Source organism: Clostridium sp. Marseille-Q7071 (assembly GCF_965112025.1).
Map to the genome: position 1 here is coordinate 3,159,995 of NZ_CBCOPR010000001.1, position 18,837 is coordinate 3,178,831.

General features: G+C 28.9%; 19 protein-coding genes and 3 pseudogenes. 5 read left to right on the forward strand and 17 right to left on the reverse strand.

What is annotated here, in order from left to right:
• Window positions 1-4: 4 nt before the first annotated feature.
• The 4 genes from hydG to ACWPW7_RS15020 all read right to left on the reverse strand — a co-directional run bounded on the left by hydG (window position 5) and on the right by ACWPW7_RS15020 (window position 2,716).
• A complete protein-coding gene (gene hydG, locus ACWPW7_RS15005; protein ID WP_454054161.1) occupies window positions 5-1,402 on the reverse strand; it encodes a [FeFe] hydrogenase H-cluster radical SAM maturase HydG in 1,398 nt (465 codons plus the stop codon).
• 93 nt (window positions 1,403-1,495) lie between these two features.
• Window positions 1,496-1,648: a hypothetical protein gene (locus ACWPW7_RS15010; RefSeq protein ID WP_454054162.1), complete on the reverse strand. Its 153-nt coding sequence runs from the start codon at window positions 1,646-1,648 to the stop codon at window positions 1,496-1,498.
• Between the two features lie 141 nt (window positions 1,649-1,789).
• Window positions 1,790-2,386: a lysine exporter LysO family protein gene (locus ACWPW7_RS15015; RefSeq protein WP_454054163.1), complete on the reverse strand. Its 597-nt coding sequence runs from the start codon at window positions 2,384-2,386 to the stop codon at window positions 1,790-1,792.
• Window positions 2,387-2,716, reverse strand: a complete 330-nt coding sequence (locus tag ACWPW7_RS15020) for a LysO family transporter (RefSeq protein WP_069187782.1) — start codon at window positions 2,714-2,716, stop codon at window positions 2,387-2,389. It lies immediately after the preceding gene.
• Between the two features lie 146 nt (window positions 2,717-2,862).
• Between ACWPW7_RS15020 and ACWPW7_RS15025 the strand changes: the two genes are divergently transcribed.
• On the forward strand, window positions 2,863-3,684 hold the full coding sequence (locus tag ACWPW7_RS15025; RefSeq protein WP_454054164.1) for a hypothetical protein: 822 nt from the start codon (window positions 2,863-2,865) through the stop codon (window positions 3,682-3,684).
• A gap of 296 nt (window positions 3,685-3,980) precedes the next feature.
• Here ACWPW7_RS15025 and ACWPW7_RS15030 read toward each other — a convergent pair whose 3' ends face one another.
• Entirely contained in the window at window positions 3,981-5,900 is a 1,920-nt protein-coding gene (locus tag ACWPW7_RS15030) for an FAD-dependent oxidoreductase (RefSeq protein WP_454054165.1), read from the reverse strand.
• A gap of 386 nt (window positions 5,901-6,286) precedes the next feature.
• Here ACWPW7_RS15030 and ACWPW7_RS15035 point away from each other — a divergent pair, with 386 nt between their 5' ends.
• Window positions 6,287-6,841 (forward strand): hemerythrin domain-containing protein, encoded by a 555-nt coding sequence (locus tag ACWPW7_RS15035; RefSeq protein ID WP_454054166.1) that lies wholly within the window; start codon window positions 6,287-6,289, stop codon window positions 6,839-6,841.
• Between the two features lie 33 nt (window positions 6,842-6,874).
• Here the strand turns inward: ACWPW7_RS15035 and ACWPW7_RS15040 are convergent.
• Window positions 6,875-8,781 (reverse strand): annotated as a pseudogene (locus ACWPW7_RS15040) (glutamine synthetase).
• Between the two features lie 189 nt (window positions 8,782-8,970).
• On the opposite strand from ACWPW7_RS15040, the gene ACWPW7_RS15045 reads away from it, so the two are divergent.
• Both ACWPW7_RS15045 and ACWPW7_RS15050 read left to right on the forward strand, forming a co-directional pair.
• Window positions 8,971-9,585, forward strand: coding sequence for a 3'-5' exonuclease (locus tag ACWPW7_RS15045; protein ID WP_454054167.1), 615 nt, complete (start codon window positions 8,971-8,973; stop codon window positions 9,583-9,585).
• A gap of 147 nt (window positions 9,586-9,732) precedes the next feature.
• Window positions 9,733-10,896 carry an amidohydrolase gene (locus tag ACWPW7_RS15050; protein ID WP_454054168.1) on the forward strand — a complete coding sequence of 388 codons (1,164 nt, stop codon included), beginning with the start codon at window positions 9,733-9,735 and terminating at the stop codon, window positions 10,894-10,896.
• 37 nt (window positions 10,897-10,933) lie between these two features.
• On the opposite strand, the gene asrC is transcribed toward ACWPW7_RS15050, so the two are convergent.
• Genes asrC through asrA form a run of 3 tightly spaced genes read right to left on the reverse strand, consistent with a single transcriptional unit; the run spans window position 10,934 to window position 13,697 of the window.
• The gene (gene asrC / locus ACWPW7_RS15055) at window positions 10,934-11,884 is read right to left on the reverse strand and encodes a sulfite reductase subunit C (protein ID WP_454054169.1); all 951 of its coding nucleotides are present in this window, start codon (window positions 11,882-11,884) and stop codon (window positions 10,934-10,936) included.
• 11 nt (window positions 11,885-11,895) lie between these two features.
• Window positions 11,896-12,687, reverse strand: coding sequence for an anaerobic sulfite reductase subunit AsrB (asrB, locus tag ACWPW7_RS15060; RefSeq protein WP_454054170.1), 792 nt, complete (start codon window positions 12,685-12,687; stop codon window positions 11,896-11,898).
• 2 nt (window positions 12,688-12,689) lie between these two features.
• A complete protein-coding gene (gene asrA, locus ACWPW7_RS15065; RefSeq protein ID WP_454054171.1) occupies window positions 12,690-13,697 on the reverse strand; it encodes an anaerobic sulfite reductase subunit AsrA in 1,008 nt (335 codons plus the stop codon).
• A 442-nt stretch (window positions 13,698-14,139) separates the two neighbouring features.
• On the opposite strand from asrA, the gene ACWPW7_RS15070 reads away from it, so the two are divergent.
• On the forward strand, window positions 14,140-14,325 hold the full coding sequence (locus ACWPW7_RS15070) for a hypothetical protein (RefSeq protein ID WP_454054172.1): 186 nt from the start codon (window positions 14,140-14,142) through the stop codon (window positions 14,323-14,325).
• Between the two features lie 101 nt (window positions 14,326-14,426).
• On the opposite strand, the gene ACWPW7_RS15075 is transcribed toward ACWPW7_RS15070, so the two are convergent.
• The 8 genes and pseudogenes from ACWPW7_RS15075 to ACWPW7_RS15110 all read right to left on the reverse strand — a co-directional run bounded on the left by ACWPW7_RS15075 (window position 14,427) and on the right by ACWPW7_RS15110 (window position 18,700).
• Entirely contained in the window at window positions 14,427-14,633 is a 207-nt protein-coding gene (locus tag ACWPW7_RS15075; protein ID WP_454054173.1) for a hypothetical protein, read from the reverse strand.
• Between the two features lie 145 nt (window positions 14,634-14,778).
• Window positions 14,779-15,511 (reverse strand): annotated as a pseudogene (locus tag ACWPW7_RS15080) (N-acetylmuramoyl-L-alanine amidase).
• Between the two features lie 13 nt (window positions 15,512-15,524).
• Window positions 15,525-15,746, reverse strand: a complete 222-nt coding sequence (locus ACWPW7_RS15085) for a BhlA/UviB family holin-like peptide (RefSeq protein WP_039629937.1) — start codon at window positions 15,744-15,746, stop codon at window positions 15,525-15,527.
• A gap of 453 nt (window positions 15,747-16,199) precedes the next feature.
• Complete coding sequence (locus tag ACWPW7_RS15090; RefSeq protein WP_454054174.1) at window positions 16,200-16,889, reverse strand: Crp/Fnr family transcriptional regulator; 690 nt, start codon at window positions 16,887-16,889, stop codon at window positions 16,200-16,202.
• A gap of 140 nt (window positions 16,890-17,029) precedes the next feature.
• Window positions 17,030-17,158, reverse strand: a complete 129-nt coding sequence (locus ACWPW7_RS15095; protein ID WP_252120199.1) for a clostri-philic family protein — start codon at window positions 17,156-17,158, stop codon at window positions 17,030-17,032.
• Window positions 17,159-17,216: 58 nt separating this feature from the next.
• Entirely contained in the window at window positions 17,217-17,369 is a 153-nt protein-coding gene (locus tag ACWPW7_RS15100; protein ID WP_454054175.1) for a hypothetical protein, read from the reverse strand.
• Between the two features lie 364 nt (window positions 17,370-17,733).
• Window positions 17,734-18,111, reverse strand: a pseudogene (locus ACWPW7_RS15105) (phosphotransferase); the annotation flags it as partial.
• Between the two features lie 13 nt (window positions 18,112-18,124).
• The gene (locus ACWPW7_RS15110) at window positions 18,125-18,700 is read right to left on the reverse strand and encodes a phosphotransferase (RefSeq protein WP_454054176.1); all 576 of its coding nucleotides are present in this window, start codon (window positions 18,698-18,700) and stop codon (window positions 18,125-18,127) included.
• Window positions 18,701-18,837: the final 137 nt, after the last annotated feature.

Below are 18,837 nucleotides of genomic sequence, written 5' to 3' on the forward strand. Positions count from 1 at the left end.
TATCTTAGAATCTTAAATCTCTTTCTCCATTTTCAATTCTATTGAGTTTTTCAATAATAGAAGCTTTAATAGCTTCATTTTTAATTTCATCTAATTCTTTTTTTATTATATTTTCACCTAAAACTTTTGTTTTTTCTCTACCATAATCTATAATAAATTCTTTTAAAGTCAATAATGCATTAGGTTGACACACATTATTTATTTCACCAGACTTCGCTAACGCCATAAATCTATCACCAGTTCGTCCTTCTCTATAACAAGCAGTACAATAACTAGGAATATAGCCACTTTCACATAAACTTTCTATAATTTCTATTGGAGATCTATTATCTCCTAGCTCAAATTGCGGCTTGCCTTTTTGATGTTGATATCCCCCTACACCTGTGCAAGAACCACTACTTACTTGTGAAACTCCTAGTGCAATCACTTCATCTCTAAAATCTGCTTCTTCCCTAGTAGATAGTATAATTCCAGCATAAGGCACTGATAACCTTAATACTGCTACTATTCTTTTAAATGCATCATCATTTACTAGATATGGATAGTTGTCTAAGCTTACATTTTCTGCCGCTTTTATCCTTGGAACAGAAACAGTGTGAGGACCAACTCCAGTATCTCTTTCTAAACTTTCTGCATGCATTAACATTGCAATAGTTTCATACTTGTAATCATATAATCCATATAATACTCCTAAGCCTATATCATCTATTCCTGCTTCTCTAGCTCTATGCATTGCAGTAGTATGATAGTCATAATCACACTTAGGACCATTAAGATGGAACTCCTCATAGCTTTTCTTATGATAAGTCTCTTGGAATAATATATATGTCCCTATATTTGCTTCTTTTAGTCTTTTATAGTTTTCTACAGTAGTTGCCGCTATATTTACATTTATTCTTCTAATAGATCCATTATCAAATTTTAATGAATATATATTTTCTATACATTGAAGCACATATTCAATTGGTAAATTAATAGGATCTTCGCCTGCCTCTAATGCAATTCTTTTATGTCCTAAAGACTCTAAAATTCTTACTTCTTCCTTTAATTCTTCCATTGTTAATTTTTTTCTAGTAAACTCTTTGTTTGAAGCTTTATAGCCACAATATTTGCAATTGTTAACACAATAATTCCCTACATAAAGTGGCGCAAATATTACAATTCTTTTTCCATATATTTTTTCCTTAACTTCTCTCGCCAATTTAAATATTTTATTTAATATTTTCTCATCTTCTACACTTAAAAGTACTGCTGCCTCCTTATGACTAAGTCCACTTCCTTCTTTAGCCTTATTTAATAATTTTTCAATAAAATTTACATCTTTTGATTTTTCTAATCCGTAGTTAATACTTTCTAAAACTTCATCATGAATTATAAAATCTTCCCCTCTATATCTCTCCATACATTTCCTCCTATCTATTTATTAAATCTCTTTTGGTATTAGAAACTGTTCTATTAATATTATGTATAAAATCTTCTATATCTTTTACTTCAGTTAATATACTTTTTTATCTCCAAGATTTTTAGGATACATATCATGAAAAACTCTATATTTACAAGGTTCAGCTTTTCTCGTAATAGCATTTATTCCTATATTAAAAGCTAAATTCCTATTTGCATTATCTATAGTTTCTAATGTTTTAATCACAGGTAACTCCTTTAATAATAAGTTCTATAATTCATAATTAAAAAGCTATAAAACTTATTATAAATTTATTATATCAAAGCTAAATTTTCTTTTAAATAAATAAGTAGATAATAAAACTTATTTATTATCTACTTGGTTGAATTAAAGATTATAGAAAAATGTAACGCAAACCGGTACTAAGGAGCTTAATATAACTCCATTTATAAATGCTATTACAGCTATTTCTGAGTCTGTAGCTTTTGCTACTAAAGGTAGGGTAGTGTCCATAGAAGTGGCTCCACATGGTGCAATTGCGGAATAATAATTTAGTCTTTTTGCCAATATAGGTATGGATATTACTGCAATTATTTCTCTAAATACATTAGATAAAAAGGCTGTAGCACCTAACTGTGCATTTGCAAGCTCCGTAAGCATAATTCCAGATAAGCTATACCATCCAAAACCTGAAGCTACTGCTAAGCTTTCATTATACGGCATTCTAAATATTAATCCACTTATAAGTCCTCCAACTAGAGAGCCAAAAATAACTCCTATTGGTATAATGAGAACTTTAATTCCTATAGCTTTTATATCTTTTATTATTTTCTTATTTGATCCAACATCAATTCCTACTAAAAATATAAGTACATATAAACAGATAGATGCAATACTATCTAAATTTTCTATTATACTTTGTGGGAATATAAAATACCCAAATCCGATGCCTAAAATCATTGAAACTATAACAATTACAGTCATTTACATTCCCCCCTCTTCACATTTTTCAACTATAGCTTCTTTTTCTGCTTGAATTGCTTCTTTTTTATCACAAAAAAATTTTTTGCTTAAAAAATACACAACTATTACACTAAAAGCACAAGCTAATAGTGAAAACGTAAAGGATTTCAATCCTATCGATCCTATGTTCCTTATTACCTCTTCATTCGCACCAATTGAGGCTCCCATGAAAAATAGCAAAAATACTACACCTAGTTGTTGTAATTTACCATTAACTTCCTTTTGTTTTTTTGTCAATGGAATGAAATAGCCTAATATCATTCCTAGTATCAATGCAATCATTATTTTCATATGCATCCCCCTTTCATAAATATTATATCACTTTATCGAAAATTCTAAATAGATTTAATGTAAATAATGTTCTTAACCTAAATAATTGTTCTAAATTTAATAAATACAATATAGAATTTATTATAATACTAAAAGGAGTGAATAAAGTGAGTGATGTATTTATTCCACTTTATGTAAATAATGATACTATTGTCAGCATGTATAAAATTGCTTTTATAAGATTTAGGGAAATAGATGTTGTTGCAAATAGAAGAGAAATAATTATAAATACCAACGTACCTTTAAGTGAACTTACCTGTGGTAAAATTAGCCAAGGTACTGCATTTGTGCAAGTACTACAAGGATTTCTAAATTTGACTTTAGAGGAAGTTACTGCATGCCCCATTACTACTTTTGTAAAACTTCATCAATTACTAACCGAATACAAATTATTAAAAAATATAACTACTATACAAGCACTGGAAAAAGCTAAAATTGGCGATATTATTCAAATAAGTTGTAGGATTCATAAAAGCTCTCAGCTAAAAAAACTTCAAAACTTAATAAATACACTTGAGATAGAAAGTATACTTAATCCACAAGAAAATCTACTAGGAGGTAAAGTTGATAAAAGTGCTCTTTTAAATTTTTTAAAAGATACTTACTCATCTCTTGAAGATAATCATTGCATGGAATATATTTCTGAGCCCTTATTTGACAGCTATAAAGCTATTATTCACCTAGAAAGCAAATATCTAAATGCATATTCTCAATGTTTGGAAAACAAATATGTTACTGTAGTTGGAAAAGTAAACTCTATTGATAAAGAAGTAAAGGAACATTCTAAAGATTTATATGAGGATTTGGGGTTGAATTTAATGGAAAATAAGTTATTAGCTCTTACCGAATATGTTAATGAAAAAGATATTGAAGAAAGTAATAAAATATATAATTATATGGAAATTATACCAATAATGGTATATGTATAATCTTTTTATTATAAATTAGCTATAGTATTGAATTTAATTGATTTAAAAATTAATATAATATAGCAATAATACTAATTCTACTAAAAAATAAATTTATAGAAATCTTTTTTAAATTTAACATTAGAAATACTTTCGTATCCAATTCTTAATGTACTAACAAATCTATTCTTAATGAAAGTGAAAAGAAACCTCTTTCAGTTGTTATATGCCTATTATCTACCATATTTGTATTAAAACTAATTTTAATATACATTAAAAAATAAAGCCGTGACAAATAGTAACGGCTTTACCTCTAATTAAAGTTTTTCTACTTTAGCGGTTACAATACCTTTATCAATTTCTACATGGGTTAATTTACACTTATTTCTTTCACAAAAACTTTTCACATCATCTTGAAAATCAGTATCTGAAGATTTTACTGTTAATATTTCCCCTCTATTTAGTCCTTTTATTTTTTCTTCTAAATTAATTAAAGGATTAGGACAGTGTAATCCACAAACATCTAAAGCAATTTCTTTTTTATTATGATTAATTTTAGAGAAATATTGATTTTCTTGATTATTTATAAATTTTTTAGGAACAAATTTTTCTGCCCTATAGCTTTTATATCCTCCAGTTACATTTTTTACATTAAAACCATAGTTTTTTAACATTCTCTCTGCTATATAAGCTCTTAACCCTACTGCACAATGTATCCAATATTCCTTAGATTTGTCTAACTCAGAAACTTTATCTCTCAATTCATTGACATCTATATGAATTGAACCATCTATATAACCATTATCTCGCTCCATTTTAGTCCTAACGTCAATTAGAACAACTTTCTCTCTATCTCTTCCATCAACCTCTCTAGGTAATACTATATGACTTTTTCCAGACAATACATTTTCAGCTATATATCCTGCAAAATTTACAGGGTCCTTTGCACTAGAATATGGAGGTGCATAGCTTAATTCTAGCTCAGTTAAATCATAAACTGTGCCACCTAACCTAAGGACTGTGGCAATAACATCTATCCTTTTTTCTATTCCATCGTATCCTACTGTCTGTGCTCCTAAAATTTTTCCCTCATCATTGAATATTAGCTTTAAAGTCATTTGTGTAGCGTCAGGATAATAGGCAGCATGATTATTTGGATGAACATATATTATCTTATATGGGATATTAAATTTATTTAAAGTTCTTTCATTATTTCCTGTAGATGCTGCTGTTAAATCAAAGATTTTTATGACAGAAGTTCCTTGGGTATCTTTATATTGATTTTTATATCCACAAATATTATCTGCTATTATCCTACCCATTTTATTTGCTGGTCCAGCAAGGGGTATAGCAGTTTTACTTTTATTCACAAAATCTACCACTTCCACCGCATCTCCTGCAGCATAAATACCTTTAATATTCGTTTCTAAATACTGATCTACTAAAATATGACCTTTAGCTCCTAATTCTATTCCACTGCTTTTTAAGAATTCCGTATCTGGAGTAACTCCTATAGCAAGTATCACTAGATCCCCTTCAACGGCTACATTGCTATTTAGTATAGCAGTGATTGAATTTTCATCTCCTTTAAACTCCTTAACCCCATCTTTTAATATTAATTTAATACCTTTATTTTCTAATTCTTTTTCTATTAATACTACCATATCATCATCTAATGGTGCTAAGATGTGAGGTGCTGCTTCTACCAAAGTTACCTCTAGCCCTCTTTCTCTTAAGTTTTCAGCCATCTCTATACCTATATATCCGCCACCAATAACAGTGACCCTCTTAACTTTATCACTGTCTATTTCTGCTTTAATTTTATCAGTATCAGGAATATTTCTTAGAGTTTTTATTCTGCTATCTTCTATACCCTTTATTTTAGGTACTATAGGTTTAGCCCCTGGTGATAAAACTAAATAATCAAAACTTTCTTCATAAACTTTATCACCATTTTTTACCTTAACGACTTTATTTCCGCTATCAACTTCAATTACCTCACTATTACTCCTAACATCAATATTAAATCTATCTTTCATTAATTCTTCTTTTGTAACTATAAGTTTATCCCTATCTTTTATAACCTCACCTATGTAGTATGGAAGTCCGCAGTTAGCAAAGGAAATGTAAGGGCCTTTTTCAAACATGATAATTTCAATTTCTTCATCTAATCTTCTTAATCTAGCTGCTGCTGAAGCTCCTCCAGCAACTCCACCTACCACTAATACTTTTTTCATGATTACCAGCCTCTCTTAAAATTATTATTTTTTATAAATATAAAATTTCTATAAGTATCTGAATTTAGAATATCACATTATATTTATATATTCAAATACTACGATTTATAAATTTTTACTGAAATATCTAATTTTATAAATTTATCTTCATTTTATTACGAATTTGTACTGTATTAATTTAATTTAATATGTTTTTCATATCCACTTATGTAAATTTATTATGACTTAATGTTTTTTATAGAATTATAAAAAAGAGATTCTATATTATTTATTTAATATTGTATTTTATAAAAATTTATGATAAATCTATAAATATAATAATTATTTATCTAATAGTAAATTTCTATATTGGAATAATAATATTAAAACCTTAGGAGGTAACTATTATGAAAGCAATTGATTTAATGGTAGAGGAACATAATCTTATTGTAAGGATGTTAAAAATAATAAGAAAATTATGTCTTAAGATATTAAATGAAAATACAGTAAGTGTTGAAGACTTTAATACCAGTATAGATTTTATAAAGAATTTTGCTGACAGTCATCATCATAATAAAGAAGAGCTTATATTATTTAAAATTATGGGTGATGCTCTTGGAGAAAGAATAAAAAATGGTCCTATTATGGGTATGCTTGTAGAGCATGATTTAGGAAGACTATATGTAGTTAATTTAGAAAAAGCTATTGTAAATTTTAATAATGGTAATGAAGAGTCTAAATTGGATATAATAGCTAATGCTATAGGATATACAGACTTATTACAAAGGCATATAGACAAAGAAAATTCAACTATATATAGTTTTGCAGAAAGAAGTCTATCTAAAGAAAAAATGGATGAATTAAATGAAAAATGTTTTCAGCTTGAAAATTCTCCAGATGGCATAAAATTACAACAAAAATATAAAAATGTAGTAAAAAGTTTAGAAAAAAAGCTAGCTTAAAGCTAGCTTTTTTTAAATATAATTTATAGAACTTTACATATGAAAATCTATTAAATTTCTTGAATATGTTATATACTTATCTCTTAAATTTTGCATTTCTTCTTCTAGCAAATTTGAAGCTCTGATAATTTATCATATTCTTCATTATTAATAGCTTCTCTTATCTCTGAGAATATACTTTTTCTAACATTTGTATCCTTCATTATATTTTCTCTAATAAGTTTAATATCTTCCCAATTACTCTTATCTAAATCACAATCAATTTCATTATGATGAAGTATTTTACAGCTTCTAACTTCATCCATATAATTTAGAATTATTCTATGTTCTATTTCCATAGCATATTTATTTAAAATAGCTATTTTATAACTATTTATTATATTTTCAGTTATTATACTACCTTCAGTTATTACTTTAAGCTTATCTTTACAGTTGTCAAAAGCTATGATATTTTCATACACCGTTCTTGGAGATTTTCCAAAAAAATCTTCTCTTTCTTTTTCTGAAAAATCCTCAAATATATCTTCTTCACTTCTATAGGATCTGTGCTTTTCTAGATATGGTGAGTCTTCTCCAGGCTTTTTGGATATTTCTCCCAATAGTTCTTCTTCATTTTTATTGTTTTCAATAACATATCTTATTCCATCTAAAATGCCCATATTCATAGTCGCTAATGTTAAATATGTATTAGTACGTGGACTTGGAGATCTTAATTCAAATCTCGTTGCCATAGGATTACCCATATCTCTAATTAATCCTATAAGTATAGTTCTATTTCTTGAAGGTACATCTTTAGTTAGTCCTAGAGATGTAACTATGCAAACTGGAGCTTCAAATCCTGGTTTTAACCTTCTAAATGCATCATTTGAAGAAGATATAAATGGGTTCATAACTTCGTAATTTTTAAGCATTCCCATCAATGCACCATATCCTATTGGACTTATGAATCCACCTTCTTTTGATGTAAAAAGGTTAATTCTCTTATTGTTTTTTAATTTTAGCACTATACCCATATGAACGTGCTTTCCGCTACCTGCAACACTATCTATAGGCTTCGCTGCAAAAGTAACTTCTAATTTATTCCTTCTAAAAGTTTCTTTTATAAGAGTTCTAATAAATAGTTCATTATCACAAGCTTGTATGGCATTAGAATATTTCCAATCAATTTCAAGCTGCTCCATTACATGAACTAAGTCTCCACTTTGAGATAATTTAGCTGTAACTCCTCCAACTTCTTTATGTCCCATTTCAGGCTCTAGTCCATATTTTCCCATTAGTAATAAACTTTGTTCTAAAGATGTTCTTACAGAACCCTTTGTTCTTTTCCAGTATTGTTCTTTTAAAGCTTGAGAAGTAGATAATGCCTCTAATTCTGCAAGCTCATTAGGACTTTTTACCCAAAACTCTAGCTCAGTAGCAGAAGTTATCTCTACTCCTTCTATCTCATCAAAAGTAACTCCATAATAATTAAGAGCTTCTTTGTTTTCTTTCAATAACTTCATAATATTTTGCTTTAAAAATGCTATGGTGCTTTTTAAAATATTTCTTGAATCTACAGCTTTTCCTTCATGATATAAAAAGCATGGAATTCTTAAAGTACCTATAGGTTTATTTGTTTCTTCATCTATATTTTCATAATTATAATCTATAAACCAGTTACAATCTAAATCAGCTTTCATATCTACTTTAGCGTTATTTAACTTTGCTATACCTGGTAAAATAACTGAGGATCCATCTGTCTGTGCTGCCATTCCATTTAAAAAAATATGTATATCTTCTAAAAAATTTTTTACAGGAATTTTTTCGTCAGTGTCATTACCTAATAAATCTACTCCTACTAGGGACACAAACTTAATTTCCTTATGGGCATTAAGTATTGATTTTAAATCTTCTTCATTATGTTTTTCTCTTGGGATAGTGTATATCATATATTCGTCCATTTCATTCCCTCCTATATTAAAGTAACTTTTATTCAACATTATATTACAAAATTCACAAATAAGACATTAATTTTTTGTATATTTATTAATATTTTTTATTTAAACCTTTACAAGTAATTTATCATATTTACTCTATATTTATTCTCTAATTTGTATTATTATATTAGTATACTTAGGAGGTTTTTACATATGAAGATGATATTTTTTGATACAGAAACTACTGGAATAACTCCAGGAAATATATGCCAGCTATCTTATATAGTTGTAGATACTGGTGTAAAACCTACAAAAACTGAAGGTAAAAATGTTTTCTTTGCAGTAGAATATGTTGAGCCTGAAGCTGAAGAGGTTCATGGTTTTTCTGCTGAAGATCTATACCAATTAAGTAATGGAAAATACTTTGAAGATTCTTACGAAGAATTCGTAAATGATTTTTTATCCGCCGATATATTAATTGGACATAATGTTAATTTTGATATAAAGTTCTTATGTCATGAACTTGAATATTGCGATATAGAATATGCTCCTACAAATGTTTTTTGCACAATGAATTATTATAAAAATATATGTAAGTTCATAAATAATAGAGGTGGAATTAAAAATCCTAAGCTTGAAGAAGTTATTAGATTCTTAGGTATAGAAAGAAGTCAAATTAGAGATAAGGCAAAAGAACTTTTTGAAGGTAGTGGAAGTTATCATGATGCTAGATTCGATACCGCTGCCACTTATTTAATAGTTACTGAAGGTATAAAAAAGAAGTATATTCCACCAAGATATTTCACAAATATAGTAAAGAAGCAATAATAAATATTTTGTTTAAGCATATGGCAAAAAATAGGTTAACATACTGGCTTGTTATTTTTTTGAAGATACATTCATATAGATAACTGTAAAATGTTTTATTAAATAAAAATCAATATATTTTAAAGAATATTATGGGGGTATAATGTTATGATATTTATTAAAAATGCTAACATCCATACTATGACAAAGGAAATTTTAGATAAGGGAACAATTATCGTTGATAATGGTAAGATTGTAGCAATAGGAAAAGATCTAGAAATACCTGAGAACTCTACAGTCATTGATGCACAAGGTGGTTTTTTAATGCCTGGTATGATCGATGCTCATTGTCATGTAGGCATGTGGGAAAATGGTATTGGCTTTGAAGGTGCAGATGGAAATGAAGCTACTGACCCTGTTACCCCTCACCTAAGAGCAATTGATGGTATTAATCCTGTAGATAAATCCTTTGAAGAAGCGCTATTAGCTGGTATTACAACTGTTGCTACTGGTCCTGGAAGCGCAAACGTAATTGGTGGTCAATTTGCTATAATGAAGACTTATGGAAAAAGACTAGAAGAAATGATAATAGATGACTGTGCCGCTATGAAAGTTGCCTTTGGTGAAAATCCTAAGAGAGTTTATAATAACAAACAAAAATGTCCTTCAACAAGAATGGGCACTGCAGCAGTTCTTAGAGAAAACTTAATGAAAGCTAAAAACTACGTTGAAATGCAGCGTAAATCTATTGAAGGAAACGAAAAAGCTCCAGAATTTGATATGAAACTTGATGCTCTTGCAAAAGTAATAAGAAAAGAGATTCCTCTTAAAGCCCATGCTCATAGAGCTGATGACATTTTAACAGCTATAAGAATCGCTAAAGAATTTGGAGTAGAAATTTCTTTAGAGCATTGTACTGAGGGTCATCTAATAGTTGATTACTTAAAGGAAGAGACTTTAAAAGGTATAATAGTTGGTCCTACTCTTTCAGATAGATCTAAGTTCGAACTTCAAAATTTGACTTTTGAAACCCCAGCAATTTTAAATAATGCAGGACTTAAAATTGCTCTTATGACAGACCATCCTGTAATTCCTCTTCAATACTTACCTGTATGTGCTGCATTAGCTGCCAGAGAGGGATTGAATGAAGAAGAGGCTTTAAAGGCTATAACTATAAATGCCGCTGAAGTATTAGGAATAGATGATAGAGTTGGATCTATAGAAGTAAACAAAGATGCTGATATTGTAATTTACAATGGACATCCTTTTGATTTAAGAAATAAAGTTAAATTTGTTATGGTAAATGGAAATATAGTAAAGAATGAATTCTAACAAAAAACCGTGAGTAATCACGGTTTTTTATTGAAACTTAGTACCAATTAATATTTTCAGTTATTTCTGCAATATCTGGAAGTTTTACATCTTTTAATGCCCATTTTTCAAATTCTCTATATCCTGTTCTATCAACTATATATCCTATATGTTCTTTTCCACCTGGTGCGTCTTTATCGATATATTCTTTAATATAATCATAGGTATTTAGAATTATTTTAATTATACTTTCTTCATCTATCCATTTTATAAAATCTTGAGCCATTCTTGGATTTTTCTTGCCTGTTCTACCCATAATTACTAATTTATAATATTTATCTATACTCCTTGACCATGCACCTGTAGGACATTTGCCCACGCATTCTCCACAACCTACACATTTAGAATGATCTCTCACTACCTTAAAGTTTTCAAAACTCAATGCTCCTGTAACCCTTTTCTTACAATTCTTAACACAGGACTCACAACCAACACATCTATAACTTTCATATTGAGGTACTGTCATGCCTATAATTCCAAAATCCTGCATTCTTGCTTTTATACAGTCATTAGCACATCCAGTTAATGCAATTTTTACATGATAGTCATTTGGGAAAATTGCTTTTTCAATTTTTAAAGCAAATTCAGAAGTATTATAATTCCCAAAAGGACAAACATTATTACCAATACAAGCAGATACATTTCTAGTTCCCGCTGCGTTATATCCCTTATTGGGATTAAGCTGATTTATTCCTAAACCTTCTATAATTGGTTGAATTAAATTATTTATTTCATCCATCTTATTCATATCTATACCTGGAATTTCAAAACCCTGTCTAGTTGTTAAATGTACTGTACCACTCCCGTAATTCTCTGCAATTTCATTTAAAATTGTAAAGTATTTAGTTGGCATATGACCACCAGGTACTCTTATTCTTATGGCAACTTTTCCTCTATGTTTAGTAACTCTAAAAGCATTTTTTTTTAAATTTTTAGTATTTATATCCACAATATTTCCCCCTAATCTATAAGAGTTTTTCCTTTAATATAATTAAACACTGGTCCATCCACGCAAATATACGTGTCATCTATCTTGCAATGACCACATTTTCCCACTCCACAACACATTTTTCTTTCTTGAGAAATCCAAATATTCTCTTCTTTAATTCCTAATTTTAAAAATTCTAAAACAGTAAACTTCATCATCATTGGAGGCCCTACAACTATTACTTGAACATCATCTATATTATTTATCTTAAGGTCTGGTATATATTTTGTAACAAGTCCGACCTTTCCACTATATCCTTCTTCTGCACTGTCTACTGTTATAGTAACATCAGAAGTTTTTTTCCATCTTTCTATATTATCTTCAAAGAGTACATTATCAATAGTTTTAAAACCTACTAATACTGTTAGATTTTTGCATTCTTCAATATTATCTGCAAAATAATCTATAACACCTTTAACTGGAGATAATCCTGTTCCTCCTGCAGCCACTATAAGCTCTTTATCTTTATAGTTGTCTATATCGAAGCCATTACCATAAGGTCCTCTTAAGAAAAGGATATCCTCTGGTTTAAAGCTATGAATTACATCTGTAACAACTCCCACTCTTCTTATGGTGAGCTCTATATACCCTTCTCCTATTTCTGATACAGATATTGGTGCTTCACCATACTTAGGAAGTGATACTTCAAAAAATTGACCTGGCTTTACATCTCCGTAGTACTCCATTCTAAAGGAATACTCTATATCTGTATGCTTCTTTATGCTAATTATCTTAGATTTAAATGGCATATATATATTTGACATTTTTATTTTTCTCCTTCCATAGCATCATTAAGCTTGTTTACACAATTTGAAAAAGATATATATTCTGGACAGATATCATCACATCTTCCACAGCCTACGCACATATGGTATCCAAACTTTTTCTTAAAATCATATACCTTATGCATTACCTTAAATCTCATTCTTTCGCTTTTCGATTTTCTAAACTCATGTCCTCCAGCCATAACTGTAAAATTATCTACATGGCAAGATGCCCATACTCTTCTTCTCTCTCCTGTTTTCTGATTATCTTTATAAAAAATATCTTGCATTGAAAAGCATGTACAAGTAGGGCAAACAAAATTACATCTTCCACAACTAATACATCTTGAGTTATATTCCTTCCACATATCTGAATTATAAATTCTTTGATCTAAGTTTTCCGGTATATTAACTTTTACAGAATTTTCTGTAACATAATCCGGTTTTACTTCACAAATTCTACCTTCAACATCATTAAAATAGTCTAATAGTTCTTCATCTTTTACATCTAGTTCTACAACGTCATTTCTAAAATTTATTGCTGCATAATATTTATCACTTTTATTTGTCCCCATGCTTACACAAAAGCAATTTTCAAAGCTTTTACTGCAGCCCATCAATATAAATTTTAAATTATCTCTAATCGCCTTATAATATGGGTCTTTGTCGCCATTTTTTAAATATATCTCATCTATTCTTTTTACAGCTTGTAAATCACAACTTCTTAAAAATACTAATATTTCTTTTCTATCAATTTTAGGTTCAATCCATTGTTCTTCTGTAAAATAAAATAAAGTCTGAGTTATTGGCAGTAATATTTCTTTAAAAGAAAAATGAGATTTTACATCAACTACAATTTCCTCTATTGAACTTACTAATCCATATCTTACTCTATCTGTGTCAGAAAAAGTTCCCTTACCTTTTAGGTTTACAGGTGCATATATTTCATATTTTTCGCTTAAATTTTTTAGCACATCATTAAACCTATCTTTAGAAATTATAAGTCCCATAATTGCACACTCCTATACTTTTTTATTCTTTATAGTGAAATTTTAAATATTATAAGAATATGTTTTGAATCATCTGGATATTAAGTTTATTTTGAAAACTTTATATAAAATTTCACTATTTATTGTTAATTAATTCACTAATATTAACAATAAGTTCCCTATTACTCACTCTAATTCTAAGTGATATATAAAAAAAAGTATGTGATTTTTATCACATACCCTTAAAATATTTAGCTAAAATTTCTCTATTAATAACTGTTATCTTTTTATTTTTTATAAGGCATCTGAAAGAAAATAATAGATCAAAGATGTTAGCATATTTTCTATCAGACAAGGCGTCAGGTTCTACTCATAGTGGCACTATGAGAGGGTTCTGACAACGCAGTATGGTGGAAAATAGGCTAATAATACTGCTCTATTATTTTTTTGAAGATGCCTGACTATGAGATTTTTGTCTTCTAATACTTTTATGGCTGTAGACATTGTTTCTCTTGAACACCCAAACATGTTTGCAAGATATGAGTACGACTATAAGTATCTTAAATGCTCATTTTATGCAATTTTATACAACCAAGCATTAATTATAACTTTAATTCCTCTATTTGCACAGAATGTATTATTAATGTAAGATTAATAATGTAGATAATTAAATGCATATATACAAATAAAAAAAGAGGGTAGCTCCTAACTTAAGTTAAGAACTACCTTATAAAGTACATTAATATCGTTTTATTTCGTATTAGCATGTTTTTTTATTTCATCAACAATTATAAATGTACATACTACTACTATTGCACATAATATTGAAATTGCAGTAACTATAATACCTGCCTCATGAACACCAGCCCCAAGTGCTGAGCCCACATTTGTGGCCAAAAACTCTACTATAAAAAATGTTATAAATCCTACCAATAAATAAACCATTTTTTCGCCCATTATTATTCCTCCTTGATTTACATACCATTTATCACAATAAAGGATTAATCCTAAAAGTATTTCAATATATTATACCAAATATATATCCATATATTCCATAAACTAGTAATAAATATTTCTAAAAGCATACTATTTAATTTTAAAACTACAACACTTCTATATAATCACCATGTACATATCCACCATGTTTAGGATAGTAAATGTGTATCCACTCCCATTCTTTTCTGTATAATCTTACCTTTTTTCCATATTGTAAAACACCTAATATCTTGCTATTAGTAGATTTACTCTGTCTTACATTCAAGCCGTCTTTGTCAGTAACAATACCTACCTTTCCATCTAAAGAATACCAATTACTATTGTTAGGTATAGACTTCCCTACAATTCCTTCTACAATTGCACTAGCCATTCTTTCCGCATCATATTTATCCATATCTTCTTTACTATCACAAAAACAACATTCTATTAACATTGCTTTAGCCTTTGTATTTCTTATTACATATAAATTGCTGCCATCTTTAATCCCTCAGTTTGTATATCCAAGTCCTACTAAATTATTTAATACTCTAGTGGCTTCTTGGAATGCCACTCCATGTAAATGCTTCAGTTCCATGTGCCTGTCCATTGTAAGCATTAAAGTGCATGCTAATGAATAAATCCACATTGTTGTTATTGGCTTGATTTACTCTGTAAGCTAGACTTTCTTCTAAACTATTACAAGTATCTATAGTACAATTTATAACGCTATGACCTAATGCTTTTAATTTATTTATAACCCTAGACCCTACTTCTCTAGTTAATACAGATTCTGCTTTTACTCCTACTGCTCCATAGTCAGCACCACTAAGTGTATGACCGCAATCTATACCAATTTTCAAGTTTATCACATCCTTAATTAATTTTATTTTTTATATCTTGTACGTCTTTTTTTACATCTTCAATAACATTTAATTTTGTTGCTAAATCTTGTATAATTGATTGGTTTTTTTCTATAGTAGCATTTAATCTATTCTCTCTGTCCTGTGTAGTTTTAAGAACATAAATTAATAAGAATACAAATAATGCGTATCCTAATCCTTGACTAATCGCTACTTTTACTATTTCTTGTTCCATATTATCACCTCTTGTTTTAGTTTACTTTAAGTTGAATAGTCATAATTATGATTATGTAATCTAATTTAAGTTTTTTATTATAAGAATAGGCAATAAAAATTTTATACTAACATCCTTAACTTGCCTATTTTCTTTCAAAAAAAGTATGAAGTCTTCTATAGTTTTATTATTTATTTTATTTATAGGACTATTATAAGAATAGAACTTATGCCAAATAAGCAAAAAATCTTTATATGTTTTTATTGTTGCTTCTCTTAAATCTTTAACTTTACAATATCTTATAAATTCTTCTGTATCTTCCTCAAAAGTTTTATTTATGTCATTATTAATAATTAATCTTTCCCTGATTTTCTATCTCTCCTCATGAAAAAACACCAAACATATCATAAGTGTTTTTTTACTCTTAGATATGTTTGGTGTTTTTCAATTATTTTTTATATTTTAAGTACATTATCACATACCCTTAAAATATTTAGCTAAATTTTCTCTATTAATAACTGTTATTTTTTTATTTTTTATAGCTATGAGATTTTTATCTTCCAATACTTTTATAGCTCTAGACATTGTTTCTCTTGAACACCCAAACATGTTTGCAAGATATGTAACAGTCATGGTCATATCAATTAATGTGCCCTTTTCCCCATCTACTCCATAATCTTTTGAAAGTTTCCAAAGTTTTGCTGCTAGTTTTTTCTCAATTTTTAATGGCACTGTATTTTTTAGTTGCCTATAAGTTCTTCTAATTTTTTTAGTCATAGATTCTATAACTACTTTAGTTAGTGAAAAGTATTTTTCCATAAGCTTTAGTAATTCATCTTTATTAATTATCATGATGACACTATCTTCAAAAATCTCACAATTTACTGAAGAGCTTCCATTATCAATTATTACATCATTTATTATACTTCCTTCTCCCAGTATAAATATTACTCGCTTTTGTCCTTCTTCTGATATTTTATATAAAGATACTTTTCCACTTAAAACTATATAGATATTATTTACTACATCTCTTTCCATAAAGAGTTGATGTCCCCTATGAAAACTTGTTTTGTAACTTTTATCACAAATTTCTATTAATATATCTTTATCCAATCTTCCAAAGTTCTCTAATTTTTCTATATCCCTTAATATAACCTTATCCATAGTGCACTCCTAATCAATGTATTTCAGATTTTACTATTAATTCTATTATATATTATGGATATAAATAATACACCTATTTATAAATGTGGAGTAATATAAAAGAAAATCTCTTAGGACATTCTAAGAGATTTATAGTTTATCTATTCAGTTGGCTCACCATCAAAATTTACATATCTTGGTGAAGTCTTTTTATTTCCTTTATTTTTAGGTAAGTTATTTATCTTTTGTCTTCTTTTCCCTTTATTATTGCTATTATTGGTTTTATCCATACTATTCACTCCTTTCAGCCTTATTTTTACCTAGGCTAAAAGTTTTATACTATAGAAATTAATTACTCCTCATTAACATAACTTTGCTAGGAACATTGTTTTCTTTTATTAATTTTCCGTTTACATTTCTATCTATAGTTGAAATTATCATACAACTTAATAAACCAATTAATAATACGACTAATCTATTTTTAATTTTTTTCTTTATCATAAACTCTCACCTTCTAATAATGATATTGATAATCATTTTCATCTATATTTTAATTATAATATATTTATTTTTCTATGTCTATAGTTATATAAAATAAAAGTTTATTAATAATTGCGTTGTTAGTTTTTATTTTATATAAATTAATCTTAAAATTGATATATAAATAAAAAAAGAACTTTCTAAAACTTAACGGTTTTATTTTAGAAGTGTGAACTTAAAAATAACAGCAATTTTTACAACGGTTTTTGTAACAAAAAAAACTATACTAATTAGTCGTTTAGCATAGTTTTTTACATTTAATTATTTAAGTCTTAATGAAGAATATAAGAACATTGTGAAGTAAAGCAAGTTCTGATCATACTTATTAGAAACATAATAAAGAATCTATCTCAGACCAGTGTTCTGTCAACCAAAGCATTTCATCTTTGAAACGCTTTGGAATTTCGTCACATTCTCTAAAAAATTCCGGCTGTATCCACCACGGTGTTTCAATGCACCATGAAAGCCTCAAAGCGTCCGCTATATTAGGCAAAGTTAGCTCTGAATGCTGTGTATAGCCTTCAAGGAAAGCATGCACCTTTTCGACATTCATTACATTGCCTTCCAACGCAAAAGACAGTATCGCTCTTCCTATATCATGCCAAATATAGCTGTAACAATTACGATCGAAATCAACGACAGCAGATACGCAATCCACATCGAACAGGATATTTCCGGGTTGAAAATCCTCATGGGCGAGTCCTTTGGGAAACTTATCAAAAAAATTCGGTGCTAAGCTGCTTCAAAATCGGCTCCAGCGCAAGCAAAGCTTTCCGATATTCAACATGAGCGTCCGGCGAGCATTTCGTCATACGAGAGTTAAAGTTTTCCCATAATAAATCCATCGTATAACCGCCAAAAACGGGTAGGCTCTTGACTGAAGGCTCCAGTAATTGTGAAAATGCTTTATGCATTACAGCACAGGCGCTGCCTAGACTTCGCATTTGTGTTATTGTGATTGTATTGGCTTTTTCGGTCTTTCCTGAGCGAAAATCCATGACCATATAAGCTGTTTTGTCATCCAGCCAACGAATTACACGGTCTCCGTGCTGCCAGAGAAACGGACAGGGAACGCCTTTTTTTTCAAGGATAATCTGCCGCTGCAGTGCGGACTCGATTCTCTCAATTTGTTCTCTGCGAAACCGCTTAGTGCTGTATTGTTTGACCAAAAGCTCGCCCTTTTCAGTAGAAACCTTCCATTTCAGATTCAACAATCCACCTGTTACTGGAGTAATTTGATTACAAATTATCCCATAACCACCTTTCAAATCAGCTATAATACTATCCTCCATATAATAGCCTCCTAAACAAAATTTGAATAATCTTTAGTACACATTTTTTTACAAGTATGTACTTATATTATATACCGATTATCTACAAATACTAATATATTAAGAGAAATATATTACGCATTATACTGGAAGTGATT

Coding starts and splice junctions, on each gene's coding strand:
- hydG (WP_454054161.1), bottom strand. CDS start 1,402: ATGGAGAGATATAGAGGGGAAGATTTTATAATTCATGATGAAGTTTTA.
- ACWPW7_RS15015 (WP_454054163.1), bottom strand. CDS start 2,386: ATGACTGTAATTGTTATAGTTTCAATGATTTTAGGCATCGGATTTGGG.
- ACWPW7_RS15020 (WP_069187782.1), bottom strand. CDS start 2,716: ATGAAAATAATGATTGCATTGATACTAGGAATGATATTAGGCTATTTC.
- ACWPW7_RS15030 (WP_454054165.1), bottom strand. CDS start 5,900: ATGAAAAAAGTATTAGTGGTAGGTGGAGTTGCTGGAGGAGCTTCAGCA.
- ACWPW7_RS15035 (WP_454054166.1), top strand. CDS start 6,287: ATGAAAGCAATTGATTTAATGGTAGAGGAACATAATCTTATTGTAAGG.
- ACWPW7_RS15045 (WP_454054167.1), top strand. CDS start 8,971: ATGAAGATGATATTTTTTGATACAGAAACTACTGGAATAACTCCAGGA.
- ACWPW7_RS15050 (WP_454054168.1), top strand. CDS start 9,733: ATGATATTTATTAAAAATGCTAACATCCATACTATGACAAAGGAAATT.
- asrB (WP_454054170.1), bottom strand. CDS start 12,687: ATGTCAAATATATATATGCCATTTAAATCTAAGATAATTAGCATAAAG.
- asrA (WP_454054171.1), bottom strand. CDS start 13,697: ATGGGACTTATAATTTCTAAAGATAGGTTTAATGATGTGCTAAAAAAT.
- ACWPW7_RS15070 (WP_454054172.1), top strand. CDS start 14,140: ATGAGATTTTTGTCTTCTAATACTTTTATGGCTGTAGACATTGTTTCT.
- ACWPW7_RS15075 (WP_454054173.1), bottom strand. CDS start 14,633: ATGGGCGAAAAAATGGTTTATTTATTGGTAGGATTTATAACATTTTTT.
- ACWPW7_RS15085 (WP_039629937.1), bottom strand. CDS start 15,746: ATGGAACAAGAAATAGTAAAAGTAGCGATTAGTCAAGGATTAGGATAC.
- ACWPW7_RS15090 (WP_454054174.1), bottom strand. CDS start 16,889: ATGGATAAGGTTATATTAAGGGATATAGAAAAATTAGAGAACTTTGGA.
- ACWPW7_RS15095 (WP_252120199.1), bottom strand. CDS start 17,158: ATGGATAAAACCAATAATAGCAATAATAAAGGGAAAAGAAGACAAAAG.
- ACWPW7_RS15100 (WP_454054175.1), bottom strand. CDS start 17,369: ATGATAAAGAAAAAAATTAAAAATAGATTAGTCGTATTATTAATTGGT.
- ACWPW7_RS15110 (WP_454054176.1), bottom strand. CDS start 18,700: ATGGAGGATAGTATTATAGCTGATTTGAAAGGTGGTTATGGGATAATT.